Source organism: Pseudomonas sp. NFX98 (genome assembly GCF_047784845.1).
GTDB lineage: Bacteria > Pseudomonadota > Gammaproteobacteria > Pseudomonadales > Pseudomonadaceae > Aquipseudomonas.
On record NZ_JBLNNF010000007.1, the window covers coordinates 245,172 to 269,892 of the forward strand.

Below are 24,721 nucleotides of genomic sequence, written 5' to 3' on the forward strand. Positions count from 1 at the left end.
ACGGAGCGGGCGCATGCCTTTAGATGTGGCGAACTTCGACAATCTCGTACTCGATAACGCCACCAGGCGTTTTCACGGCGACCACATCACCCTCTTCCTTGGCAATCAAGGCGCGGGCCAGTGGCGAGCCGACCGAAATCTTGCCGAGTTTGAAGTCAGCCTCATCCTCACCCACGATGTGGTAAGTGACGCGCTCATCCGTCTCGACGTTGGCGATTTCGACGGTGGTGCCGAAAATCACTTTGCCGGTGTGCGGAATGGTCGTGACATCGATGATGACCTGATTCTGAATCCGGCCTTCGATGTCACGGATCCGCGCCTCGACCATACCCTGCTGCTCGCGAGCAGCGTGGTATTCGGCGTTTTCCTTCAAGTCACCCAACTCGCGGGCCGTACCGATGTCCTGGCTGAGCTTCGGACGAACGACCTTGGTCAGGTGAGCGTGCTCCTCTTCCAGGGCTTTGGCGCCCTGGACGGTCATTGGGTATTTGATCATGCCTTCAATCCTGCGTGTAGATCCTGCAAGCGGCGTACGGTCTTCTCGGGACCGAACTTCAGCGCTTCGCAGATAGCTTCGCCGGCAGCAATGGTGGTGGTGCAGTAAATCTTGTGCTGCAGAGCGTTGCGACGAATGGAATAAGAATCAGCGATCGACTGACGACCTTCGGTGGTGTTGATGATCAGGGTGACTTCGTCATTCTTGATCATGTCGACCACGTGTGGACGACCCTCGGTCACCTTGTTCACGCGGCGCACTTTCAGGCCTGCGGCTTCGATCAGCTTGGCAGTACCGGCAGTGGCAACCACTTCAAAGCCCAAGTTGATCAGATCACGGGCCACGCCCGCAACCAGCGGCTTGTCGTCGTCACGCACGCTGATGAACGCAGTACCGCCGGTCGGCAGCACTTCGCTGGCGCCCATCTGGGCCTTGGCGAACGCTTCACCGAAGGTGTCACCCACGCCCATCACTTCACCGGTCGACTTCATTTCTGGGCCGAGGATCGGGTCAACGCCAGGGAATTTGGCGAACGGGAAGACCGCCTCTTTCACGCTGTAGAAGTTCGGAATGATTTCCTTGGTGAAGCCGATTTCTTTCAGAGTCTTACCGGCCATCACGCGAGCCGCGATCATTGCCAGGGAAACACCGATGCACTTGGACACGAACGGTACGGTACGCGAAGCGCGCGGGTTGACTTCGATGACGTAGATGTCGTCGCCTTGCAGCGCCAACTGAACGTTCATCAGACCGATCACACCCAGTTCCAGGGCCATTTTCTTGACCTGCTCACGCATCTCGTCCTGGATGTGCGCCGGCAGCGAGTATGGCGGCAGCGAGCATGCGGAGTCACCGGAGTGAACACCAGCCTGCTCGATGTGCTGCATGATAGCGCCGATCACGACGTCTTTGCCGTCGCAAACCGCGTCCACGTCCATTTCGATCGCGCAGTTGAGGAAGTGGTCCAGCAGCACCGGGCTGTCGTTGGACACTTGAACCGCTTCACGCAGGTAGCGTTTGAGTTCTTCTTCTTCGTAAACGATTTCCATCGCACGACCGCCCAGTACATAGGACGGGCGCACCACCAGCGGGTAACCGATCTTGCTGGCGGCACGAATCGCTTCGTCTTCGCTGCGCACGGTGGCGTTTGGCGGCTGACGCAGGTTCAGGCGTTGAACCATTTGCTGGAAACGCTCACGGTCTTCGGCACGGTCGATGGCGTCAGGGCTGGTGCCGATGATCGGCACGCCAGCGGCTTCCAGGGCACGCGCCAGTTTCAGCGGGGTCTGGCCGCCGTACTGGACGATCACGCCTTTCGGCTTCTCGACGCGGACGATTTCCAGTACGTCTTCCAGGGTCACTGGTTCGAAGTACAAGCGATCGGAGGTGTCGTAGTCGGTGGAAACGGTTTCCGGGTTGCAGTTGACCATGATGGTCTCGTAACCGTCTTCGCGCAGGGCCAGTGCCGCGTGTACGCAGCAGTAGTCGAACTCGATGCCCTGGCCGATACGGTTCGGACCACCGCCCAGGATCATGATCTTGTCGCGGCCCGACGGCGCGGCTTCGCACTCTTCTTCGTACGTCGAGTAGAGGTAAGCGGTGTCGGTGGCGAATTCCGCAGCGCAGGTGTCGACGCGCTTGTAGACCGGGAAGATTTCCAGCTTGTGACGGTGAGCACGCAGGCTCTTCTCGGTCACACCCAGCAACTTGGCCAGGCGCATGTCGGAGAAGCCTTTGCGCTTGAGGCGGAACATCAGGTCGCGGTCGATGCTGGTCAGACCCAGGGTCTTGACCTTCTCTTCGTCCTTGATCAGATCTTCCATCTGCACCAGGAACCAAGGATCGATCATGGTCATGCCGAAGATGTCTTCAACGCTCATGCCGGCGCGCATTGCGTCCGCCACGTACCAGATACGCTCGGCGCCCGGCACGGTCAGCTCGCGCTTGAGCACGCTCATGCTTTCCGGATTGCTCAGGTCAACCTTTTCGTCCAGACCGCAAACACCGACTTCCAGGCCACGCAGGGCTTTCTGCAGGGATTCCTGGAAGGTACGGCCGATGGCCATGACTTCACCAACCGACTTCATTTGAGTGGTCAGACGCGCGTCAGCCTTGGCGAATTTTTCGAAGGCAAAGCGTGGCAGCTTGGTGACGACGTAGTCGATAGACGGCTCGAAGGACGCCGGGGTCTTGCCGCCGGTGATGTCGTTCGACAGCTCGTCGAGGGTGTAACCCACGGCCAGTTTGGCCGCGACCTTGGCGATCGGGAAACCGGTGGCTTTCGAAGCCAGTGCCGAGGAACGGGATACACGCGGGTTCATCTCGATCACGACCATACGGCCAGTGTCCGGGCAGATGCCAAACTGAACGTTGGAGCCGCCGGTTTCCACGCCGATCTCACGCAGTACCGCCAACGAGGCGTTACGCATGATTTGGTATTCCTTGTCCGTCAGGGTTTGCGCCGGAGCAACGGTGATCGAGTCACCGGTGTGCACGCCCATCGGGTCAAAGTTTTCGATGGAGCAGACGATGATGCAGTTGTCCTTCTTATCGCGGACGACCTCCATCTCGTACTCTTTCCAGCCGATCAGCGACTCGTCGATCAGCAGCTCTTTGGTCGGCGACAAATCCAGACCACGGGCGCAGATTTCTTCGAACTCTTCACGGTTGTAAGCGATACCGCCACCGGTGCCGCCCATGGTGAAGGACGGACGAATGATGCACGGGAAGCCGAGCTTCTCGAGGACCGCGTTGGCCTCTTCCATGCTGTGGGCGATGCCGGAACGCGGGCAGTCCAGGCCGATGGATTTCATCGCCTTGTCGAAACGCGAACGGTCTTCAGCCTTGTCGATGGTGTCGGCGTTGGCACCGATCATTTCTACGCCGAACTTCTCCAGAACGCCTTCGCGCTCCAGGTCCAGTGCGCAGTTCAGAGCGGTTTGGCCACCCATGGTCGGCAGCAGCGCGTCCGGACGCTCTTTCTCGATGATCTTGGCAACGGTCTGCCACTTGATTGGCTCGATGTAGGTGGCGTCGGCCATGGCCGGGTCGGTCATGATGGTGGCCGGGTTGGAGTTCACCAGGATGACGCGGTAACCCTCTTCGCGCAGGGCTTTACAGGCCTGGGCGCCGGAGTAGTCGAATTCGCAGGCCTGGCCGATCACGATCGGGCCAGCGCCGAGAATCAGGATGCTTTTAATGTCTGTACGTTTTGGCATGGGTTTGTCACTCAAATCCGCAGGTCAGTCGGCAAGCCGTCTTGTTCAATCTCTGACTTGAGGGGGCCACCGATGTCGGGACCGCCCTCAAGCGTTGCTACATCAGGGCGAGCGATCAGCGTCGCTTGGCCATCTCGTTGATGAAGCGATCAAACAAAGGCGCTACGTCGTTCGGGCCAGGGCTGGCTTCAGGGTGACCCTGGAAGCTGAAGGCGCTCTTGTCGGTACGCTCGATCCCTTGCAGGGTGCCGTCGAACAGCGATTTGTGGATCGCACGGACGTTGGCTGGCAGGGTCGCTTCGTCTACCGCAAAACCGTGGTTCTGGCTGGTGATCATCACCACGCCAGTGTCCAGGTCCTGGACCGGGTGGTTGGCACCGTGGTGACCGTGACCCATTTTCAGGGTCTTGGCGCCGGAGGCCAGGGCCAGCAGTTGGTGACCGAGGCAGATACCGAAGACCGGGATTTCGGTTTCCAGCACGTCCTTGATCGCCTGGATCGCGTAGTCGCAAGGCTCCGGATCACCAGGGCCGTTGGACAGGAACACGCCGTCCGGCTTCAGCGCCAATACATCGGCAGCAGGCGTTTGCGCCGGCACCACGGTCACACGACAACCGCGCTCTACCAGCATGCGCAGGATGTTCACCTTGACGCCGTAGTCGTAGGCAACCACGTGGTACGGCAGCTCGGAGGCTTCGATCGTCGCGTGGCTGTCGGTTTTCAGATCCCAGACAGTCGAGCGCCACTCGTAGGAATCCTTGGTGCTGACGACTTTCGCCAGGTCCATGCCTTTCAGACCAGGGAAACCCTGGGCAGCGGCGATGGCGGCTTCTTCGGAAATGTTGTCACCAGCCATGATGCAGCCGTTCTGCGCGCCTTTTTCACGCAGGATGCGCGTCAGGCGGCGGGTGTCGATACCGGCGATGGCGACAACGTTGTTGGCCTTCAGGTAATCGGACAGGGACATCGTGTTACGCCAGTTGCTCGCTACCAGTGGCAGGTCACGGATGACCAGGCCAGCGGACCAGACGCGGTTCGATTCGGCGTCTTCCGGCGTGGTGCCGGTGTTGCCAATGTGCGGGTAAGTCAGGGTAACGATCTGTTGGGCGTAGGAAGGATCGGTAAGGATTTCCTGATAGCCGGTCATTGCGGTGTTGAACACCACCTCACCAACGGTTTGACCGTCGGCTCCAATGGCTTCGCCGCGAAAAATGCTGCCATCAGCAAGGGCGAGTATGGCTGGCTTAGTCAAGAAGACCTCCCGTAAATAAAGCCTGAAAGGGCGATCGCAGGTTGTAAAAAAGCGGAGTGACGTATGGACACGTCACCCCGCTTCTTCACTGAATTATTCTGCGCGCTTTTAGTGGACACACTAAAGCTGTAGCTTACAGAAAAAGGCATTTTTGGTCTACCGCCAATGAGCCCGAAAGGCCAGAGAATGCGACAGGTCGTCGCTTGGCGGAACAAAACCGGGCTCAAACGCTGTGCGCGAGCCCGATTTCAGGTGCATCTTAACGCAGGTCGAGCACGTCTTGCATGTCGTAAAGACCCGGCTCGCGCCCGTCCAGCCACAATGCAGCACGCACCGCGCCCTTGGCGAAGGTCATGCGACTGGATGCCTTGTGGGTGATTTCCAGGCGCTCGCCTTCACAAGCGAACAGCACCGTGTGATCACCAACCACATCACCACCACGAACCGTGGCGAAACCGATGGTTTCACGCTCACGCGCACCGGTATGGCCTTCACGCCCATAAACCGCGACTTTCGACAGGTCACGATCCAGCGCGCCGGCAATCACCTCACCCATACGCAAGGCAGTACCTGAAGGCGCATCGATCTTGTGCCGATGGTGCGCCTCGATGATTTCGATATCCGCGTCATCGCCGAGCACCCGCGCCGTCATTTCCAGCAGTTTCAGCGACAGGTTTACACCCACGCTGAAATTCGCGGCGAACACGATGGGAATATCCTTGCCCGCCTCGGTCAGCAACTGCTTCTGCGCAGCATCCAGCCCGGTGGTGCCGATGACCATGGCCTTGCCCGCCTTGCGGCAGAACGCCAGGTTTTTCAGCATGACTTCCGGCAGCGTGAAGTCGATCAACACATCGAACTCTTCCGCGACCGCATCCAGGTTGCCGGACAGCGGCACGCCAATACGCCCCAACGAAGCGAGTTCGCCAGCATCCACACCAATCAGCGTGCTGCCAGGTCGCACGATGGCAGCCGTCAAACCGGTCAACGGCGCACGCTGCTGCACCGCCTCGACCAGGATTTTACCCATGCGCCCGGCGGCACCCATCACAGCAATACGTCGCATGCCTGTCTCCTTACAAATCGCCGAAGAAACGCTTCACGCCTTCGAACCAGCCAGTGGTTTTCGGCGAATGGCTGTTGTCGTCCGCCAGCGAACTGCGGAACTCTTCGAGCATTTCGCGTTGACGACGACTCAGGTTGACCGGCGTCTCGACCGCCACACGGCACATCAAGTCACCGGCACCGCCGCCACGCACAGGCGCGACGCCTTTGCCACGCACGCGGAACTGCTTGCCGGTCTGAGTCCCTTCAGGGATTTTCAGTTTGACTCGACCATCAAGGGTCGGAATCTCCAACTCGCCACCCAGCGCCGCATCGACGAAGCTGATAGGCACTTCGCAGAACAGGTGCTTGCCGTCACGCTGGAAGATCGAGTGCTCGCGCACGTTGATCACCACGTACAGGTCGCCGGTCGGTCCGCCTTGAGCGCCCGCCTCGCCTTCGCCGGACAGGCGAATGCGGTCACCGGTATCGACACCGGCCGGCACTTTCACCGACAGGGTCTTGTACTCTTCGACACGACCTTCGCCGTGACAGGAATCGCACGGATCGGAAATGATCTTGCCCTGGCCATGGCAGCGCGGGCAGGTTTGCTGCACCGAGAAGAAGCCTTGCTGCATACGCACCTGGCCAATGCCGCCACAGGTCGGGCAAGTCACTGGCGAAGAACCTTTCTTGGCACCCGAGCCATCGCATGGCTTGCAGTTGACCAATGTCGGAACGCGGATGTTCACCGTAGTGCCGCGCACCGCTTCTTCCAGATCCAGCTCCAGGGTGTAGCGCAAATCGCTGCCGCGCTGAGCACCGCCACGGGAACCGCCGCGACCGCCACCGAAGAAGTCGCTGAAGACATCGCCAAAGATGTCGGAGAAGTTCTGGCCGCCGAAACCGGCACCGCCGCCACCCATACTCGGGTCGACACCGGCATGGCCGTACTGGTCGTACGCCGCACGTTTGCTGGAATCGGACAGCACTTCGTAGGCCTCGTTGGCCTCCTTGAACATCTCTTCCGACGCTTTGTCATCGGGATTACGGTCCGGGTGGTGCTTCATCGCCAGGCGACGGTAGGCCTTTTTCAGGTCCGCTTCGCTTGTGCCGCGCTCAACACCCAATACTTCGTAATAGTCACGCTTTGCCATAAGTCATTTGCACTCTTGAGGACGTTCGACAAACCTCTCCTGAGCCTCGTCGAACTCGTTGAGCCCCAATACAGGCCCGGACCCAACTCACGTCAATTCAACGATCCTGGTCTTGTTTCGATGTGGCACTTTCAGCTCGGAAAGCAGGAGCATTCCCGGCCATGCCTCCAGCACGCAAACGCTGTCGCATGCTGTAAAAATTCGCGTATTCCAGACACGCCAACGCGGGAGCAAGCTCCCGCGCGGCGACATCCTACCAGTCACCGCCTGAAGGCAGTCAACCGGGCGACCAACAACTTACTTGTGGTCTTTTACTTCTTCGAACTCAGCATCGACAACGTCGTCAGCCTTCTCGGCCGACTCACCTTGCGGTGCCGCGCCTTCAGCTGGCTGAGCCTGTTCGGCGTACATTTTCTGAGCCACTGGCGCGGAGACCTTGGACAGCTCCTCAACCTTGGCTTCGATCGCAGCCTTGTCGTCGCCTTTGACAGCGGCTTCCAACGCTACAACAGCAGCTTCGATTGCAGTCTTCTCTTCAGCGCTCACTTTATCGCCAGCATCAGCGACCATTTTGCGCGTCGAGTGAACCAATGCATCACCCTGGTTACGGGCAGCGGCCAGCTCTTCGAACTTGCGGTCTTCCTCGGCGTTGGCCTCGGCATCACGCACCATGCGCTCGATTTCTTCGTCGGACAGACCGGAGTTGGCCTTGATCACGATCGACTGGGTCTTGCCGGTAGCCTTGTCTTTCGCGCCTACGTGCAGGATGCCGTTGGCGTCGATGTCGAAGGTCACTTCGATTTGTGGCACGCCGCGTGGTGCTGGTGGAATCTCGGCCAGGTCGAACTTGCCCAGGGACTTGTTCTGTGCAGCCTGCTTACGCTCACCTTGCAGCACGTGAATGGTCACGGCGCCCTGATTGTCGTCGGCAGTCGAGAACACTTGCGATTTCTTGGTAGGAATCGTGGTGTTTTTCTCGATCAGCGCAGTCATCACGCCGCCCATGGTTTCGATACCCAGGGTCAGCGGGCTAACGTCGAGCAGCAGAACGTCTTTAACGTCACCGGCCAGTACGGCGCCCTGGATGGCAGCACCCATGGCAACAGCTTCGTCCGGGTTCACGTCTTTACGAGCTTCTTTACCGAAGAACTCGGTCACCAGCTTCTGAACCAGTGGCATACGGGTCTGACCGCCGACCAGGATCACGTCGTTGATCGCGCCAACATCGATACCGGAGTCTTTCAGAGCGATGCGGCAAGGTTCGATGGTGCGTTGAACCAGGTCTTCAACCAGCGCTTCCAGCTTGGCGCGGGAGATCTTCACGTTCAGGTGCTTAGGACCGGTGGCGTCTGCAGTGATATACGGCAGGTTCACGTCGGTCGACTGAGCGGAAGACAGCTCGATCTTGGCTTTTTCAGCGGCTTCTTTCAGGCGCTGCATGGCCAGCGGATCACCCTTGAGGTTCATGCCGCTTTCTTTCTTGAATTCGTCGACGAGGTAGTCGATCAGACGAATGTCAAAGTCTTCACCACCCAGGAACGTGTCGCCGTTGGTGGCCAACACTTCGAACTGGTGCTCGCCATCGACTTCAGCGATCTCGATCACGGAAACGTCGAAAGTACCGCCACCCAGGTCGTAAACGATCACGGTGTGATCGCCCTTGGCCTTGTCCATACCGTAAGCCAGAGCGGCTGCGGTTGGTTCGTTGATGATACGTTTTACGTCCAGGCCCGCGATGCGGCCGGCGTCTTTGGTCGCCTGACGCTGGCTGTCGTTGAAGTAGGCCGGAACGGTGATCACCGCTTCGGTCACTGGCTCGCCGAGGTAGTCTTCGGCGGTCTTCTTCATTTTCTTCAGAATTTCAGCCGAAATTTGTGGCGGCGCCATTTTCTGGCCGTTCACTTCAACCCAAGCGTCGCCATTGTCAGCCTTGGCGATCTTGTAAGGCACCATCTGGATGTCTTTCTGTACGACTTCTTCTTCGAAGCGACGACCGATCAGACGCTTCACCGCGTACAGGGTGTTGTGCGGATTGGTCACTGCCTGACGCTTGGCGGACTGGCCCACCAGGATTTCGCCATCGTTGGCGTAAGCGATGATCGACGGCGTGGTACGCGCGCCTTCGGCGTTTTCAATAACTTTGGCTACGCCGTTTTCAAGAACGGAGACGCAGGAGTTGGTAGTCCCCAGGTCGATACCGATAATTTTGCCCATGTTCACTCTCCCGAAACTTTGGATTTGGTTGCCGCAGCAGTGGTGGCTAACTGCGGTAGCACTTAAACGCTTGACTTCTAAATGGGGGCCTTGCGGCTAATTTCAAGCCTGCTCGTCAATCGACGGCGAAACCGGTGCCGGAGCTTTGCTGACCACGACCATTGCCGGGCGCAGCAGACGACCATTGAGCTGGTAGCCCTTCTGGAACACCTTGAGCACACTGTTCGGCTCGACGTCAGCGCTTTCCTGCATGGCCATCGCCTGATGAAGAACGGCGTTGAACGGTTCGCCATGCGGGTCGATCGCTTCCAGCTGATAACGCTTCAGGGTGTCCTGGAACATTTTCAGGGTCAGCTCGATGCCTTCGCGCATTGGACGGATGCTTTCGTCATCCGGATTGGACAATTCCAGGCCGCGCTCCAGGCTGTCGATGATCGGCAGCAGATCGCCGGCGAATTTTTCCAGCGCGAATTTGTGCGCCTTTTCTACATCCTGCTCTGCACGACGGCGGACGTTCTGCAGATCGGCGGCTACACGCAAAGCCTGATCCTGCGCGCCTGCCAGCTGCTCTTCGAGCACTTGTACACGAGCCGCCAGGTCATCACCCGAGGACTGGGGAGCCTGATCGGCGTCTAGATTTTGCGTATCCACTGTCTGTTCGTCAGCCATAAAATTCTCCTTTCAATATCGTCCGCGAGCTCGACTCGCGCTTCTGCCCAGCTATATGGGGCCGCAAAATCCGGCTTCAAGGGGTGGAAGTGATTAACCCTACAAAAAGCTCAGTATTGTCATTCCAAGGCGCGCTAAGGATTTCGTCGGATCGAGCGAAACGAGCTAAGCGAGGGCATTGTCAGCCAGAAACAAAACACTGTATAAATAACCAGACCTAAAGCCTGGGAGCGGCCTTTATGCTGGTGCACCTGTCCGTACACAACTACGCCATCGTTGAACATCTCGATCTCGAACTCGATCGCGGAATGAGCGTGATCACGGGGGAAACCGGCGCCGGCAAGTCGATCATGCTCGACGCCCTGGGCCTGACCCTCGGCGATCGCGCCGACAGCGGCGTGGTCCGCCCCGGTGCAGACAAGGCCGACATCCTGGCAACCTTCGACCTGGCCGACATTCCGGAAGCCAGCGCCTGGCTGGCCGAACGCGACCTCGAAAACGATGGCCCGTGCATCCTGCGCCGAGTGATCACCGCCGAAGGTCGCTCGCGCGGCTACATCAACGGCACGCCCTGCCCTTTGGGGGACCTCAAGGCACTGGGCGAGCTGCTGATCGATATCCACAGCCAGCACGAACACCAATCCCTGCTCAAGACCGACACCCACCGCCGCCTGCTCGATGAGTACGCCGGCGCTACCGATCTCGCCCGACAGGTGCAGCTTGCCGCCCAGCGCTGGCGCCAGACTCGGCAGGAACTGGAGCGACTCTCCAATTCCGGCGATGAACAGCGCGCTCGCCACCAATTGCTCAGTTATCAACTTGAAGAGCTGGAAAACCTCGGCCTTGGCGACAATGAGCTGGAACAGCTGGAACAGGAACACAAGAACCTGACCAATGCCGAAACCTTGTTGGGTATTTGCCGGCAAGTGGTCGAGCAGTGCAGCGAAAGTGATTCCGGCAATGTCCTGAATGCACTTACCGCCAGCCTCAACCGCTTGTCGAGCGTGAACAACTCAATTGGCGCATTGGGCGAAGCCAGCAGCTTGCTGACCAGCGCACAGATTCAAGTCGAAGAAGCCGTGGGCGAGCTCAACCGCTTCCTGGACAATTTCGACGCTGATCCGGCGCGACTTCAATACCTGGAAGAACGTCTCGACGCGATTTACACCATGGCGCGCAAACATCGCATTCAACCGACCGAAGTCGCGGAGATGCAACAGCGCCTGCTGGATGAAATCGAAACCCTGAATGCCAACGATGAGTCCATCGAGCGACTGAGCGACGAGCTGTCGTCCTATGCCCGCCACTACCAGGAAAAGGCCCGGGAGCTAAGCGACTTGCGCCACCAGGCATCCAGCAGCCTGGCCAGCGCCGTGGAGCAGGAAATCCAGCGACTGGGCATGCCTGGCGGCCGATTCACCATTGAGCTGCGTCCCAACAGCGGCGATGAATTGCTGCCTAACGGACTTGAGCAGGTAGAACTGCTGGTCAGCGCCAACCCGGGGCAGCCTTTAAAAGCCTTGGCGAAGGTCGCATCGGGCGGTGAACTGTCGCGGATCAGTCTGGCCATCCAGGTGATCACCGCACAAACCTCTCGCGTGCCGACGCTGGTGTTCGACGAAGTTGACGTGGGCATTGGCGGCCCGACCGCCGAGATCGTCGGCCAGTTGCTGCGTCGACTTGGCGAACGCGGACAAGTGCTGACCGTGACCCACTTGCCGCAAGTGGCGGCACAAGGTCACCAGCATTTGTTTGTGCACAAGGTACGAGGCGAGGATGCCACTCGCACCGCCGTCTCCAAGTTGAGCAAGAACGATCGTGTCGAAGAGGTGGCTCGAATGCTGGGCGGCATCAATCTCACCAAGGAATCCCTGGCCCACGCCAAAAAAATGGTGGTGACCGCAAAAGTTTAAGGCAAGCAGAAAGCACGAAGGCGACCCTGGGGTCGCCTTCGTTCGTTTCGCGAACCTTGCGTTCGCGCGACTGCTTACTTTTTCTTGCGTACGTACAGCACCAGATTGTGATCAACCATCTCGAAGCCATACTTGTCGACGATTGCTTTCTGCAGGCGCTCGATTTCTTCGTCGAAGAATTCGATCACTTCGCTGGTTTCGACGTTGACCATATGGTCGTGATGCTTGCCGTCGTCCAGCTCGAAGACCGCATGGCCCCCGTCGAAGTTGTGCCGCACCACAAGGCCAGCTGCCTCGAACTGGGTCAGTACACGGTAAACCGTGGCCAGACCGACGTCCTCGCCAGCCTCCATCAGTGCCTTGTAAACATCTTCAGCACTCATGTGGCGTTGCTCGGCGGAATCGAGCATTTGCAGAATTTTGACCCGTGGCAGGGTCACTTTGAGGCCGGCTTTGCGTAGTTCGCTATTTTCAACCATGGTCAGCTTTCTCGCGATGCTGCTTCGCAGCTTCTCTTAATGCGGGTATGATCGGCGTTTACGTTGTCCCAGCCAAGATAGTGGAAGTCGCCCACCGATGCAAAACACCAAGCTCTTGCTAACCAGTTTCACCTTTGTGGGACTGCTCGCACTCGCCGGTTGTTCATTCCCCGGGGTTTACAAAATCGACATCCAGCAGGGCAATGTCGTCACGCAGGACATGATAGACCAGTTACGCCCGGGAATGACCCGCAAGCAAGTACGGTTTATCATGGGTAACCCTCTGCTGACCGACACGTTCCATGCCGATCGCTGGGATTATCTGTACAGCCTGCAACCGGGTGGCGGTGAACGCCAACAGGAACGCATTAGCGTTATCTTCAACCCAAATGATCAGCTTGTCAGCCTCTCTGGTGATTTCATGCCAGGCGTGAGCCGCGACGAAGCCATTCTCGGCAAGGACAGTGGCACGACAGTGGCCGCCCCAGCAGAGAACGTCGAGAAGCCGAAACCGGAAAAACCGACCAAGCCAGGCTCGTTGCTCGATCAGATCCAGAAAGAAGTAGACGGTGTAGAGACTGTCCCAGTCCCGACTCCAGAACCACTGGACACCACGCCGCAATAATTTGCGACGCAATAAAAAACCCGGCATGTCCGGGTTTTTTATTGCCTGACGTTTACCGATTCACTGATTCCGGGCTTTAGCCTCGGCCGCCTTGGCCGCACGCAACCGCCGAACTTCCTTCGGATCCGCCAGCAACGGCCGGTAAATCTCGATGCGATCCCCCGACTGAACCGGTCGACTGTCCGCATCGACGATCACTTTGCCGAAAATCCCCACAGGACATGTAGCCAGATCCAGCTCCGGAAACGCCTGGCCGATACCGGATTTGAGCATCGCTGCCCGAACGTTTGTCCCTGCCGGAACGACCACCGACAAAAGCACCTGACGATCCACGGCGGCATACGCCACCTCGATCTCGCCCCCTGCCTCAACCATGTATTTGCTTGGCCCGCTGGCAGAACGCATCCACCAGCGTGTTGGCCGCCTGATTGAACAAAGGTCCGAGGGTCGCGCGAATAATGGGACCGGCGTAATCGAACGACAGGTCCAGGCTGATCTTGCAGGCCTTTTCGCCCAACGGCTTGAATACCCAGACTCCGTGCAATTGAGTGAACGGCCCTTCTTCCAGATTCATTTCGATCGACTGACCGGGAACCAACGTATTACGCGTTACAAAATGCTGGCTGAGCCCTCCCTTGGCCACACCGACGCTGGCGCGCATGTGTTCTGGGGAGCTTTCGAGGACTTCAGCTGTTGAGCACCAGGGCAGGAACTCCGGGTACCGCGCCACGTCGTTGACCAGGTCATACAGGGCTTGTGCCGGGTACGGCAGCAAGGCCGAACGTGAAATGTGTGTCGTCATGTCAGCGTCACTTCCACAGCTGGGCGGCAAATACTACGAGAATGCCGATGGGCGCCACATAGCGCATCAAAAACAAAGACAAGGCGAATAACGCAGGATTACGGATCGACAATTCGTCGCGCACCGCTTCCCGCCCCATCACCCAGCCCGCAAACACCACGAAACACAAACCACCGAGTGGCAACATGATTCGCGAGGTGAAGAAATCGATCACGCCAAAGAAGTCCAGTCCGCCCGCGGCGCCCCATTGATAGAGGTGGAACAAACCGTCTTCGTTCACGAAAAACTTGGCTTCCTTCCAGATATTGAAGGAAAACACAGTGCCCAGGCCAACAAACCAACAGCTGAATGCCAGCCAGAAGGTCACCCAGGCGCGGCTGATTTTGCTCCGTTCGACCAGGTACGCCACCATCGGCTCAAGCAGCGAGATCGCCGAACTCCAGGCTGCAATCGCCACCAGCACGAAGAACACTACGCCCATCACTTGGCCGAACGCTACGTTACCGAAGGCAAACGGCAGGCTGACAAACATCAGGCCAGGGCCTTCGCTCGGGTTCAGCCCTGCGGCGAACACAATCGGAAACAGCGCCAGGCCGGCCACCAGCGAAACAAAGGTATCGAGCAATGCCACGCCAACCACGGTCCCGGAAAGCGACGAATTCTTCGGCATGTAGGCGCCGTAGATCATGATCGAACCGACACCCACGCTAAGGGAAAAGAACGCGTGCCCCATGGCTGGCAACAAGCCGTCGAGAACTTTTTCCGGCTGGAAGTCGAACATGAAATGCACGCCCTCCATGAAATGCCCGCTGGTCATGCTGTAACCCAACAGCACAAGGATCATCACGAACAGCAGCGGCATCATGATCCGCAAGCTGCGTTCAAGCCCGGCAACCACGCCCTTGGCGATCACGATCGCCGACAGCAGGATGAAAATCGTGTGCCAAAGTGTCAGGCGCCACGGGTCGGCAATGACGCCGCCAAAATAAGCACCCACCTGATCAGGTGTCGCCCCCTGGAAATCGCCGCGCCCCATATCGATGATGTAATCGAGCGACCAACCGCCAACCACACTATAGAAAGACAGGATCAGTAACGCCGTGATCATCCCGGCAAAGGCGCCCCAGGACCATTTGGACGAGTGCCCCGCCTCCAGCGCCAGCACCTTCAAGGCGTTGGCCGGACTCTGCCGCGCACGTCGGCCGATCAGGGTTTCCGCCAGCATCACCGGAATGCCGATCAGCGCGATACAGGCCAGGAACATCAGCACGAAGGCGCCGCCGCCATAGACGCCGACCATGTACGGGAATTTCCAGATGCTGCCCAGCCCCACGGCCGAGCCGGTCGCGGCGAGTATGAAAACCCAGCGGCTAGCCCAACTGCCGTGGACAGAAACCTTGTCTGTCGACATTGATATTACGACCAAGCGTTGAAAAAAGAGCGCGCATTGTCCGGGATTCAATCAACCTGCTCAAGCACGCAGCAACACCGTAGCCGACTCGCTTGCAACTCCCTATAATGCCGCCCCTATGGCTAAACAGAAGAAACACCCAACAGGGACCATCGCGCAAAATAAAAAGGCGCGACACGATTACTTCATCGAACATAAGTTCGAGGCTGGTCTGGTCCTGGCCGGCTGGGAAGTAAAAAGTCTGCGGGCAAGCAAGCTGCAGCTGGTTGACAGTTACGTACTGCTCAAGGATGGCGAAGCCTGGCTGCTTGGCAGCCATATCACGCCGCTGACGACTGCCAGTACCCACGTCATCGCTGACCCGGTCCGCACCCGTAAACTCCTGCTCAACCGGCGCGAGCTGGAAAAGCTCGCCGCTGCCGTGCAGCAGAAGGGCTACGCCTGCATCTGCCTGTCCTGGTACTGGAGCAAGCACATGGTCAAGTGCGAGATCGCTCTGGGCAAGGGCAAGAAGGAATACGACAAGCGTGATACCGAACGCGAACGTGACGCCGGTCGCGAGTTGCAGCGTGCGGTGCGCAACAAAGGCAAGGAAGATTAAACTTTCGGCCTGAGTTTTGCGGCGCTAGCGAAAAGATCGCAGCCTGCGGCAGCTCCTACCCTGGAATGCGTTCCCTGTAGGAGCTGCCGCAGGCTGCGATCTTTTTTGCATTAAACGATCACATCCCCTTGCGCCGCTCCGCCCGGGCCATGCGCTGCACTTCCTGACGCACTTCTTCCAGCACTTCCTGTACATACAGAATGTGCCGACTGGAAACCTCCCGCGCCTGTTCCGCCCTGCCTTCGATAATCGCCAGGTACAACTCCCGGTGCTGCGTGATCAGCATGTCGCGGGTTTCAGTGCGCTGCTTGTACATGCCGCCGATGTTGGTCACCACGTTGCGCTTGAGCAGATCGAACAAGCCACGAATGGTGTGCAACAAAACCGCGTTGTGACTGGCCTCGGCAATCGCCAAATGGAACTTGGCATCTGCCGCGCCCTCTTCCGCCCGACTGACTTCATCGTGCCGCGAATAGCAGTCCTGCAATTCATTGAAGGCCGCAGTCAGTCGCTCGCGATCGACATCCGTAGCGCGTAACGCCGCGTAATAAGCACAGGACGCTTCCAGGGTGTGGCGAAACTCCAGCAGGTCTCGCTGAGCCTCGGGATTACTTTCCAGCAGTTGCAGCAATGGATCACTGAAGGTCGTGCCCAGGGATTCCACCACATAATTGCCGCCGCCCTGACGACTGACCAGCAAGCCCTTGGCCGTCAACTTTTGAATGGCCTCACGCAAGGAAGGACGCGATACGCCGAATTGCTCGGCCAATGCGCGCTCGGCCGGCAAGCGCTCACCCGCCTTCAGCGTGCCTTCGAGGATCATGCCCTCCAGCTGCTCGACAATATCGTCAGACAAACGGCGCTGACGAATCTGATCAAACCCCATAACTCGATTTCTCCACGATCCCGACGGCTCGCCGGGGCTCTATTCTGGCCGATTCGCGCCGCGCCAGCACCTGCCAGACAACATTTAACCGAGCGGACCAGATGCCCGATCAGGCCACGCATTCGACAAAAGTTTTAGGGCGGCAAATTGACACACCGCACACAAGACTTTTACCCTAGCCAACAGCGATTGTAAATTGGTCTTACCAATTATCCAAGAACGCTGATCAGTGCCTGACCAACAACAATTAGGGGCCACCCCATATGCAAACCTGGCAACAGCTCTACAGCCCTCTCGGCAGCCTCGGTTTATCCGCGCTCGCAGCCGTCATTCCCATCGTGTTTTTCTTCCTGGCCCTGGCCGTGTTCCGCCTCAAAGGTCATGTGGCCGGCAGTATCACGCTGGGCTTGTCGATCCTGGTGGCGATCTTCGCCTTCCAGATGCCCGTCGACATGGCGTTCGCCGCCGCCGGATATGGCTTCGCCTACGGCTTGTGGCCGATTGCCTGGATCATCGTGGCGGCCGTGTTCCTCTACAAGCTGACAGTCAAGAGTGGCCAGTTCGAAGTGATCCGCAGCTCGGTGCTGTCGATTACCGACGACCAGCGCCTGCAAGTGCTGCTGATCGGCTTCTGCTTCGGTGCCTTCCTCGAAGGTGCGGCCGGTTTCGGTGCGCCGGTGGCGATTACCGCCGCGCTGTTGGTAGGACTGGGCTTCAACCCGCTGTACGCCGCAGGCCTGTGCCTGATCGCGAATACCGCTCCGGTAGCCTTCGGCGCCTTGGGGATTCCGATCATCGTCGCCGGCCAAGTGACCGGCATCGACGCGTTCAAGATCGGCGCCATGACGGGTCGCCAACTGCCGCTGTTGTCGCTGTTCGTGCCGTTCTGGCTGGTGTTCATGATGGATGGCCTGCGCGGCGTCCGGGAAACCTGGCCGGCAGCATTGGTCGCCGGCTTGAGTTTCGCCGTGACCCAGTACTTCACATCGAACTTCATCGGCCCGGAGCTGCCGGACATCACCTCGGCCCTGGCCAGCCTGATCTCCCTGACCCTGTTCCTGAAAGTCTGGCAGCCAAAACGCGCCGCCGGCCAACACATCGCCGGCGCCGTTTCGGCCTCCGTGGTCACCGCAAGCGTCGGTGGTTTTGGTCAGAAACGCAGCACCGTCGCGTCGCCTTACAGCCTGGGTGAAATCTTCAAAGCCTGGTCGCCATTCCTGATCCTGACCGTACTGGTCACCATCTGGACCCTGAAACCGTTCAAGGCGATGTTTGCCACCGGCGGTTCGATGTACAGCTTCGTGTTCAACTTTGCCATCCCGCACCTTGATCAAATGGTGATCAAGGTCGCGCCGATCGTGGCCAACCCGACCGCCATTCCAGCGGTGTTCAAACTTGACCCGATTTCCGCGACCGGCACGGCGATTTTCTTCTCGGCGTTGATCTCGATGCTGGTGCTGAAGATCAATTTCAGAATTGGTCTTACCACTTTGAAAGAGACCTTCTACGAACTGCGCTGGCCGATCCTGTCCATCGGCATGGTGCTGGCTTTCGCTTTCGTCACCAACTACTCGGGCATGTCGTCGACCATGGCCCTGGTATTGGCCGGCACTGGCGCAGCGTTCCCGTTCTTCTCGCCGTTCCTCGGTTGGCTGGGCGTATTCCTGACTGGCTCCGATACCTCGTCCAACGCGCTGTTCAGTTCGCTGCAAGCGACTACCGCACACCAGATCGGCGTCAACGACACCCTGTTGGTCGCGGCGAACACCAGCGGCGGCGTGACCGGCAAGATGATCTCGCCACAATCGATCGCCGTCGCCTGCGCCGCGACCGGGCTGGTGGGCAAGGAATCTGACCTGTTCCGCTTCACCCTCAAGCACAGCCTGTTCTTCGCCACGATTGTCGGCTTGATCACCCTGGCTCAAGCCTATTGGTTCACCGGCATGCTGGTGCACTAAGTACTACACGCGACATGGAAAAAACCGACGCCGGACCACGATTCCGGCGTCAGCTATTCACAACCCGGTCTGTAAGGCTGCTGAAAGAATCTCTCTCTATATTCAGCAGCCTCAGCGGACGGATAACCGGGCCCACCCGGAGACACGCCTGATGAGCGAGCTTTTTTACAATGCTGTGCCGAATGCGACCCGTGTCGCCCCGCCACTGCCCGAGCCTCGGCAATACCCCAGCGAGAAGCCGCAACGGGTGTACCTGTTCGGGACCTGCGTAGTGGACTTGTTCTACCCGGAAGCCGGAATGGACGCGATCCACTTGCTGGAGCGCGAAGGCATCCGTGTCGAATACCCGCAAGGGCAAAGCTGCTGCGGTCAACCGGCCTACACCTCGGGTTACACCGAGCAGGCACGGACCGTGGCGCGCTCGCAACTGGCGCTGTTCGCCGGGGATTATCCGGTGGTGGTGCCTTCGGGCTCCTGCGCGGGCATGTTGCGTGAACACTATGCCGACTTGTTCAAGGACGAGCCGGACACGCTGAAACAGGTTCAGGCCCTGGCCGCCAGAACCTTTGAGCTGGCCGAGTTCCTGTTGTTTGTCTGCAAGGTGCAGCTCAATGACAGTGGCGAGCCGGTAAAAGTCGCGTTGCACACGTCGTGTTCGGCACGCCGTGAAATGAACACCCACCTGCACGGCCGCGAGTTGTTGGCGCAGTTGAGCAACGTGGAGCGAGTCGACCACAGCCATGAAAGCGAATGCTGTGGCTTCGGTGGGACTTTCAGCGTCCGTATGCCAGATATTTCCGGCGCGATGGTGGCTGACAAGACCCGCTCGTTGAAGGAATCCGGCGCACACAAGGTACTCAGTGCCGACTGCGGTTGTCTGATGAACATCAACGGCTCGCTGGAAAAACAGCAGGAAGCGTTGCGCGGCCAACATCTGGCCAGCTTCCTCTGGCAACGTACCGGAGGTGCCCGATGAGCGCCGCCGAGATTATTCCTACGGTTACCGTAGAAGAGGATTTCCGCACCCGGGCTCACGAGGCCTTGGGTGATGCGCAATTGCGAGGCAACTTCCGCAAGGCGATGGATTCACTGATGAGCAAACGTGCGGCCGCTTTCAGCGATGCCCACGAAAGAGAACATTTGCGTGCGCTGGGCAATGCCGTCCGCGCTCGTGCGTTATCCAAGTTGCCCGAGCTGCTCGAGCAACTTGAACAGAACCTGACCCGCAACGGTGTGACAGTGCACTGGGCGGAAACGGTGGACGAGGCCAATGGCATCGTCCTCTCGATCATCCGCGCTCACGAGGGGCGGCAAGTGATCAAGGGCAAATCGATGGTCAGCGAAGAGATGGAGATGAACCATGTCCTCGCTGAACAGGGCATTGAATGCCTGGAATCGGACATGGGCGAGTACATCGTCCAGCTCGACCACGAGAAGCCTTCACACATAATCATGCCGGCGATCCACAAGAACGCCGGTCAGGTCGCGTCCTTGTTCCACGACAAACTTGGCGTGGAATACACCAAGGACGTAGACCAACTCATTCAGATCGGTCGCAGGGTCCTGCGGCAGAAATTCTTCGAAGCGGACATCGGCGTCTCCGGTGTCAACTTCGCCGTGGCCGAAACCGGCACCTTGCTGCTGGTGGAAAACGAAGGCAATGGGCGCATGACCACCACGGTTCCGCCGGTGCACATCGCCGTGACCGGTATCGAAAAAGTCGTGGAAAACCTGCGCGACGTGGTGCCGCTGCTGTCGCTGCTGACCCGTTCGGCGCTGGGTATCCCGATCACCACCTACGTCAACATGATCTCCGGCCCGCGCAAGGAACATGAGCTCGACGGCCCGCAGGAAGTGCATCTGGTGCTGCTCGACAACGGTCGCAGCCAGGCCTTTGCCGATAGCGAGTTGCGTCAGACCCTGAACTGCATCCGCTGCGGCGCCTGTATGAATCATTGCCCGGTCTATACCCGAATCGGCGGCCATGCCTATGGCGAGGTTTACCCCGGCCCTATCGGAAAAATCATCACCCCGCACATGGTTGGCCTGGCGAAAGTCCCCGACCACCCGAGCGCCTCTTCGTTGTGCGGTGCCTGCGGTGAAGTCTGCCCGGTAAAAATCCCGATCCCTTCGTTGCTGCGTCGCTTGCGCGAAGAAAACGTCAAGGCGCCGGACAGCACGAATCAAGTGATGCGCGGCCAGGGCAGCAAGTACTCGCGCAAGGAACGTTTCATCTGGAACGCCTGGGCGAAACTCAATAGCTCGCCCACGCTGTATCGCCTGTTCGGTCTGGCCGCGACGCGCCTGCGTGCACTTACACCCAGCAATGTTGGCCCGTGGACGCAAAACCACAGCGCCCCGAAACCCGCTGCCCGCTCATTGCATGACCTGGCTCGCGAGCATCTGGCCAAACAGGGAGATCGTTGATGAGCGCCAAGCACAACATCCTCGCCAAACTGCGTAAAAGTCTGACAGGCACCACGCCGGTGGCTGACAACTTCGATGTCGATCTGGTGACGCAGCCTTACACCTACACCGCCGAACAACGCATCCCGCAACTGCGCAAACTGATGGAAGCCGTGCACACGGAAATCCACCTGACGTCAGATGAAGCCTGGCCTGAGTTGCTTGCACAGCTACTGCAGGAGCGTCGGTTGCCGAGCCTGTTGATCGCGCCGACCACACCTCACGGTCAGCGTGTCGCACATCACTGGGAGAAAAATCCTGGCCTGCCGACACTCAAGGCCTACGATCGCCCAATGGAAGAATGGAAAGCCGAACTGTTCAACGACACCCCGGCGAGCCTGACCGGCACTCTTGGCGCCATCGCTGCCACCGGCAGCCTGATTCTCTGGCCGACACGGGAAGAGCCGCGCCTGATGAGCCTCGCGCCACCAGTGCATTTCGCCCTGCTCAAGGCCAGCGAAGTCCGCGACAACTTCTATCAGGTGCAGCAGGAGTTCGACTGGGCCAAAGGCATGCCGACCAATGCGCTGCTAGTCTCCGGCCCATCGAAAACCGCTGACATTGAACAAGTGCTGGCCTACGGCGCCCACGGTCCGAAAGATCTGGTGGTGTTGATCCTGGAGGACCAATGAGTCTACCGGCCGCTTTCCTGCGTGATGCGCAGCAACTGATTCCACGGGAGCGTCGCTTCGACGACCCGTTGTCGACCCTGGCTTTTGGCACCGACGCCAGTTTCTATCGCTTGATTCCGCAACTGGTGATCCGCGTCGAGTCCGAAGATGAAGTGGTTGAGCTGCTGAAACTGGCCCAGCGTGATCAGGTGCCGGTGACCTTCCGCGCCGCCGGCACCAGCCTGTCCGGGCAGGCCATCAGCGATTCGGTGCTGATCGTGCTTGGGGATAACTGGAACGGTCGCGAGATCCGTGGCCAGGGCACGCAAATTCGCCTGCAACCGGGCGTGATCGGCGCGCAGGCCAACGCGTGGCTGGCACCGTTCGGGCGCAAGATCGGCCCGGACCCGGCGTCGATCAACGCCTGCAAAATTGGCGGCATCGTCGCCAACAATGCCAGCGGCATGTGCTGCGGCACGGCGCAAAATACCTATCACACCCTCGCGGGCATTCGTCTGGTTTTGGCCGACGGCAGTCGACTCGATACCGAAGATGCTGCCAGTGTCGCGGCATTTCGCCAAAGCCATGGTGAGCTGCTGGAACGTCTGGCGACGTTGGGGCGCGAGACTCGGGCAAACGCTGAACTCGCCGCCAAAATTCGCCACAAATACCGTCTGAAAAATACCACCGGCCTGTCACTCAACGCCCTGGTGGATTACGACGAGCCTGTGGATATCTTGAGCCACTTGCTGGTGGGTTCCGAAGGTACGCTCGGCTTCATCAGCGCGGTGACTTACGACACCGTGATCGATCACCCGAACAAGGCCTCGGCGCTAATCGTATTCCCGGATGTGGAAACCTGCTGCAACGCGGTCACCGTACTGAAAAGCCAACCGGTGTCGGCGGTGGAACTGCTGGACCGACGCAGTTTGCGTTCGGTGCAAAGCAAACCCGGCATGCCCGCTTTCGTACAGCATCTGTCGAACAATGCCTGCGCCCTGCTGATCGAATCCCGCGCGGCGTCGTCCACACTGCTGCACGAACAACTGGCGCAGATCATGGCGTCACTGGCGTCTTTCCCGGTGGAGAAGCAAGTCGACTTCACTGAAGACCCGCTGGAAAACGCCCGACTCTGGGCGATCCGCAAGGACACTTTCCCCGCTGTCGGCGCAGTGCGCAAAACCGGAACCACGGTGATCATCGAGGACATGACCTTCCCGGTGGAACAACTGGCCATCGGTGTGAACCGGCTGATCGAGTTGTTCGACAAACATCACTACGACGAAGCAATCCTTTTCGGACACGCTCTGGAAGGCAATCTGCACTTCGTCTTCACCCAAGGCTTCAACAATCCGGAAGAAGTCGCACGCTACCAGGCGTTCATGGACGATGTGGCGCAATTGGTCGCGGTGGAATTCGGCGGCTCGCTCAAGGCTGAACACGGGACCGGACGCAACATGGCGCCATTCGTCGAACTGGAATGGGGCAGCGATGCCTATCAGTTGATGTGGCAGCTCAAACGACTGCTCGACCCCAACGGCATTCTCAACCCGGACGTGGTGTTGAGCGACGATCCGCAAATCCATCTCAAGCATCTCAAGCCGTTGCCGGCCGCCGACGAGATTGTGGATAAGTGCATCGAATGCGGTTTCTGCGAGCCGGTCTGCCCATCGAAAGGCCTGACCCTGAGCCCGCGCCAGCGCATCGTGATCTGGCGTGACATCCAGGCGAAGAAACGCGCCGGGGTCGATACCCGCGAACTTGAAGCGGCGTATGAATATCAGGGCATCGACACCTGTGCTGCGACCGGTCTGTGTGCGCAACGCTGCCCCGTGGGAATCAATACCGGCGAACTGGTGAAAAAGCTTCGCGGCCAGCACGCCACCCATACGAAAACCGCCAATTGGCTTGAAGGCAATTTCGCCACGGCGCTGCAAGGCGCGCGTTTCACCCTGCACGTGGCGAATGGTGCGCGGATGTTGCTGGGCGCACCACGATTGGCGAAGTTATCGGCGACGTTGACGCGTTTGTCCAAAGGTCAGGTCCCGCAATGGACCAACGCCATGCCGCAACCGGAAAAAGCCATTCGCTTCAGCCCGACGGTGACGGACGAGCGTCCGCGCGTGGTGTATCTGGCCGCGTGTGTTTCACGTGCCATGGGACCAGCGGCCGGCGACAAAGAGCAAATGTCGCTGTACGACAAAACCCGCGGTCTGCTAGAAAAGGCCGGTTATCAGGTGGTCTTCCCGGACAATCTGGACAACCTCTGCTGCGGCCAGCCGTTCGCCTCAAAAGGCTATGCCGAACAGGCCGAACACAAGCGTCAGGAACTGATCGGCGCCCTGCTCCACGCCAGCCGCGGAGGGCTCGATCCGATTTACTGCGACACCAGCCCCTGCACCTTGCGCCTGGCTCAGGACCTGGGCGATGTGCGCCTGGACCTCTACGATCCGGTGCGATTCATCCGCACGCATTTGATGGATCGACTGGACTTCACTCCACTGGACACGCCGATCGCGGTGCATGTCACGTGCAGCACCCAACACCTTGGGGAAAGCCAGGCGCTGATCGATCTGGCGCGCAAGTGCAGCAAAAACGTGGTCATCCCCGAAGGCATTCATTGCTGCGGATTTGCCGGCGACAAAGGCTTCACCACGCCGGAATTGAATGCGCATTCCCTGCGCACCTTGAAGGACGCGGTGCAGTATTGCAGCGAAGGCATTTCCACCAGCCGCACCTGCGAAATCGGCCTGAGCCAGCACGGCGGGATCGATTATCACGGGCTGGTGTATCTCGTGGATCGTGTGACACAAGCACGTCCGGCTTAAGGGTGATGGACTGAAAAAGGGGCATTTTCTTGCCCCTTTTTGCTGTGCATCGCCATCATCCACCTGCAAAAAAAAACCGAATTCCTGCGCG

At 59.0% G+C, this 24,721-nt stretch carries 20 protein-coding genes; 8 read left to right on the forward strand and 12 right to left on the reverse strand.

Translation table 11 applies throughout. From position 1 onward, the window contains the following. Positions 1-19 precede the first annotated feature (19 nt). The 7 genes from greA to grpE all read right to left on the reverse strand — a co-directional run bounded on the left by greA (position 20) and on the right by grpE (position 10,050). A complete protein-coding gene (greA, locus tag ACM110_RS11830) occupies positions 20-496 on the reverse strand; it encodes a transcription elongation factor GreA (protein ID WP_150633542.1) in 477 nt (158 codons plus the stop codon). Further along, positions 493-3,714 carry a carbamoyl-phosphate synthase large subunit gene (gene carB / locus ACM110_RS11835; RefSeq protein WP_338584637.1) on the reverse strand — a complete coding sequence of 1,074 codons (3,222 nt, stop codon included), beginning with the start codon at positions 3,712-3,714 and terminating at the stop codon, positions 493-495. Before carB ends, greA begins: the two co-directional genes overlap by 4 nt. A 115-nt stretch (positions 3,715-3,829) precedes the next feature. Then, positions 3,830-4,966 carry a glutamine-hydrolyzing carbamoyl-phosphate synthase small subunit gene (gene carA / locus ACM110_RS11840; RefSeq protein ID WP_095965946.1) on the reverse strand — a complete coding sequence of 379 codons (1,137 nt, stop codon included), beginning with the start codon at positions 4,964-4,966 and terminating at the stop codon, positions 3,830-3,832. Between the two features lie 259 nt (positions 4,967-5,225). Further along, the gene (gene dapB, locus ACM110_RS11845) at positions 5,226-6,032 is read right to left on the reverse strand and encodes a 4-hydroxy-tetrahydrodipicolinate reductase (RefSeq protein ID WP_416127899.1); all 807 of its coding nucleotides are present in this window, start codon (positions 6,030-6,032) and stop codon (positions 5,226-5,228) included. Between the two features lie 10 nt (positions 6,033-6,042). Continuing rightward, on the reverse strand, positions 6,043-7,167 hold the full coding sequence (dnaJ, locus tag ACM110_RS11850) for a molecular chaperone DnaJ (protein WP_150703930.1): 1,125 nt from the start codon (positions 7,165-7,167) through the stop codon (positions 6,043-6,045). Between the two features lie 297 nt (positions 7,168-7,464). Beyond that, a complete protein-coding gene (gene dnaK, locus ACM110_RS11855) occupies positions 7,465-9,381 on the reverse strand; it encodes a molecular chaperone DnaK (RefSeq protein WP_150731776.1) in 1,917 nt (638 codons plus the stop codon). A 102-nt stretch (positions 9,382-9,483) separates the two neighbouring features. Beyond that, positions 9,484-10,050, reverse strand: coding sequence for a nucleotide exchange factor GrpE (gene grpE, locus ACM110_RS11860; RefSeq protein ID WP_338584633.1), 567 nt, complete (start codon positions 10,048-10,050; stop codon positions 9,484-9,486). A gap of 239 nt (positions 10,051-10,289) precedes the next feature. Between grpE and recN the strand changes: the two genes are divergently transcribed. Then, positions 10,290-11,963, forward strand: a complete 1,674-nt coding sequence (recN, locus tag ACM110_RS11865; RefSeq protein ID WP_416127900.1) for a DNA repair protein RecN — start codon at positions 10,290-10,292, stop codon at positions 11,961-11,963. A gap of 74 nt (positions 11,964-12,037) precedes the next feature. Here the strand turns inward: recN and fur are convergent, their stop codons facing one another. Then, entirely contained in the window at positions 12,038-12,442 is a 405-nt protein-coding gene (gene fur / locus ACM110_RS11870; protein ID WP_003197684.1) for a ferric iron uptake transcriptional regulator, read from the reverse strand. 97 nt (positions 12,443-12,539) lie between these two features. Between fur and ACM110_RS11875 the strand changes: the two genes are divergently transcribed. Beyond that, entirely contained in the window at positions 12,540-13,067 is a 528-nt protein-coding gene (locus ACM110_RS11875) for an outer membrane protein assembly factor BamE (RefSeq protein ID WP_338584631.1), read from the forward strand. A 60-nt stretch (positions 13,068-13,127) separates the two neighbouring features. Here ACM110_RS11875 and ACM110_RS11880 read toward each other — a convergent pair whose 3' ends face one another. The 3 genes from ACM110_RS11880 to ACM110_RS11890 are packed head-to-tail and all read right to left on the reverse strand — an operon-like array spanning position 13,128 to position 15,280. Beyond that, on the reverse strand, positions 13,128-13,442 hold the full coding sequence (locus tag ACM110_RS11880) for an RnfH family protein (protein ID WP_416127901.1): 315 nt from the start codon (positions 13,440-13,442) through the stop codon (positions 13,128-13,130). Continuing rightward, positions 13,435-13,869, reverse strand: a complete 435-nt coding sequence (locus ACM110_RS11885; protein ID WP_416127902.1) for a type II toxin-antitoxin system RatA family toxin — start codon at positions 13,867-13,869, stop codon at positions 13,435-13,437. The genes ACM110_RS11880 and ACM110_RS11885 overlap by 8 nt, the downstream gene beginning before the upstream one ends. A 7-nt stretch (positions 13,870-13,876) precedes the next feature. Continuing rightward, positions 13,877-15,280 carry a sodium-dependent transporter gene (locus tag ACM110_RS11890; RefSeq protein WP_416127903.1) on the reverse strand — a complete coding sequence of 468 codons (1,404 nt, stop codon included), beginning with the start codon at positions 15,278-15,280 and terminating at the stop codon, positions 13,877-13,879. Between the two features lie 118 nt (positions 15,281-15,398). On the opposite strand from ACM110_RS11890, the gene smpB reads away from it, so the two are divergent. Then, positions 15,399-15,881 (forward strand): SsrA-binding protein SmpB, encoded by a 483-nt coding sequence (gene smpB / locus ACM110_RS11895; protein WP_416127904.1) that lies wholly within the window; start codon positions 15,399-15,401, stop codon positions 15,879-15,881. A 118-nt stretch (positions 15,882-15,999) separates the two neighbouring features. Here smpB and ACM110_RS11900 read toward each other — a convergent pair whose 3' ends face one another. Next, positions 16,000-16,767, reverse strand: coding sequence for a GntR family transcriptional regulator (locus tag ACM110_RS11900; protein ID WP_338584628.1), 768 nt, complete (start codon positions 16,765-16,767; stop codon positions 16,000-16,002). 263 nt (positions 16,768-17,030) lie between these two features. On the opposite strand from ACM110_RS11900, the gene ACM110_RS11905 reads away from it, so the two are divergent. From ACM110_RS11905 to ACM110_RS11925, 5 genes are all read left to right on the forward strand, one after another. Continuing rightward, on the forward strand, positions 17,031-18,725 hold the full coding sequence (locus ACM110_RS11905; RefSeq protein ID WP_416127905.1) for a lactate permease LctP family transporter: 1,695 nt from the start codon (positions 17,031-17,033) through the stop codon (positions 18,723-18,725). Between the two features lie 151 nt (positions 18,726-18,876). After that, the gene (locus ACM110_RS11910; protein WP_416127906.1) at positions 18,877-19,701 is read left to right on the forward strand and encodes a (Fe-S)-binding protein; all 825 of its coding nucleotides are present in this window, start codon (positions 18,877-18,879) and stop codon (positions 19,699-19,701) included. Continuing rightward, complete coding sequence (locus ACM110_RS11915) at positions 19,698-21,152, forward strand: LutB/LldF family L-lactate oxidation iron-sulfur protein (RefSeq protein ID WP_416127907.1); 1,455 nt, start codon at positions 19,698-19,700, stop codon at positions 21,150-21,152. Before ACM110_RS11910 ends, ACM110_RS11915 begins: the two co-directional genes overlap by 4 nt. Continuing rightward, positions 21,152-21,823 (forward strand): LutC/YkgG family protein, encoded by a 672-nt coding sequence (locus tag ACM110_RS11920; protein ID WP_416127908.1) that lies wholly within the window; start codon positions 21,152-21,154, stop codon positions 21,821-21,823. Before ACM110_RS11915 ends, ACM110_RS11920 begins: the two co-directional genes overlap by 1 nt. Further along, positions 21,820-24,630 (forward strand): FAD-binding and (Fe-S)-binding domain-containing protein, encoded by a 2,811-nt coding sequence (locus tag ACM110_RS11925; protein ID WP_416127909.1) that lies wholly within the window; start codon positions 21,820-21,822, stop codon positions 24,628-24,630. Before ACM110_RS11920 ends, ACM110_RS11925 begins: the two co-directional genes overlap by 4 nt. Positions 24,631-24,721: the final 91 nt, after the last annotated feature.

Bases quoted from the DNA above. Each gene is read 5' to 3' on its own strand.
- smpB (WP_416127904.1), top strand. From the start codon at position 15,399: ATGGCTAAACAGAAGAAACACCCAACAGGGACCATCGCGCAAAATAAA.
- ACM110_RS11920 (WP_416127908.1), top strand. From the start codon at position 21,152: ATGAGCGCCAAGCACAACATCCTCGCCAAACTGCGTAAAAGTCTGACA.
- dnaJ (WP_150703930.1), bottom strand. From the start codon at position 7,167: ATGGCAAAGCGTGACTATTACGAAGTATTGGGTGTTGAGCGCGGCACA.
- dnaK (WP_150731776.1), bottom strand. From the start codon at position 9,381: ATGGGCAAAATTATCGGTATCGACCTGGGGACTACCAACTCCTGCGTC.
- dapB (WP_416127899.1), bottom strand. From the start codon at position 6,032: ATGCGACGTATTGCTGTGATGGGTGCCGCCGGGCGCATGGGTAAAATC.
- greA (WP_150633542.1), bottom strand. From the start codon at position 496: ATGATCAAATACCCAATGACCGTCCAGGGCGCCAAAGCCCTGGAAGAG.
- ACM110_RS11890 (WP_416127903.1), bottom strand. From the start codon at position 15,280: ATGTCGACAGACAAGGTTTCTGTCCACGGCAGTTGGGCTAGCCGCTGG.
- fur (WP_003197684.1), bottom strand. From the start codon at position 12,442: ATGGTTGAAAATAGCGAACTACGCAAAGCCGGCCTCAAAGTGACCCTG.
- ACM110_RS11885 (WP_416127902.1), bottom strand. From the start codon at position 13,869: ATGACGACACACATTTCACGTTCGGCCTTGCTGCCGTACCCGGCACAA.
- ACM110_RS11925 (WP_416127909.1), top strand. From the start codon at position 21,820: ATGAGTCTACCGGCCGCTTTCCTGCGTGATGCGCAGCAACTGATTCCA.
- ACM110_RS11915 (WP_416127907.1), top strand. From the start codon at position 19,698: ATGAGCGCCGCCGAGATTATTCCTACGGTTACCGTAGAAGAGGATTTC.
- ACM110_RS11900 (WP_338584628.1), bottom strand. From the start codon at position 16,767: ATGGGGTTTGATCAGATTCGTCAGCGCCGTTTGTCTGACGATATTGTC.
- ACM110_RS11875 (WP_338584631.1), top strand. From the start codon at position 12,540: ATGCAAAACACCAAGCTCTTGCTAACCAGTTTCACCTTTGTGGGACTG.
- ACM110_RS11910 (WP_416127906.1), top strand. From the start codon at position 18,877: ATGAGCGAGCTTTTTTACAATGCTGTGCCGAATGCGACCCGTGTCGCC.
- recN (WP_416127900.1), top strand. From the start codon at position 10,290: ATGCTGGTGCACCTGTCCGTACACAACTACGCCATCGTTGAACATCTC.
- ACM110_RS11880 (WP_416127901.1), bottom strand. From the start codon at position 13,442: ATGGTTGAGGCAGGGGGCGAGATCGAGGTGGCGTATGCCGCCGTGGAT.
- grpE (WP_338584633.1), bottom strand. From the start codon at position 10,050: ATGGCTGACGAACAGACAGTGGATACGCAAAATCTAGACGCCGATCAG.
- carB (WP_338584637.1), bottom strand. From the start codon at position 3,714: ATGCCAAAACGTACAGACATTAAAAGCATCCTGATTCTCGGCGCTGGC.
- ACM110_RS11905 (WP_416127905.1), top strand. From the start codon at position 17,031: ATGCAAACCTGGCAACAGCTCTACAGCCCTCTCGGCAGCCTCGGTTTA.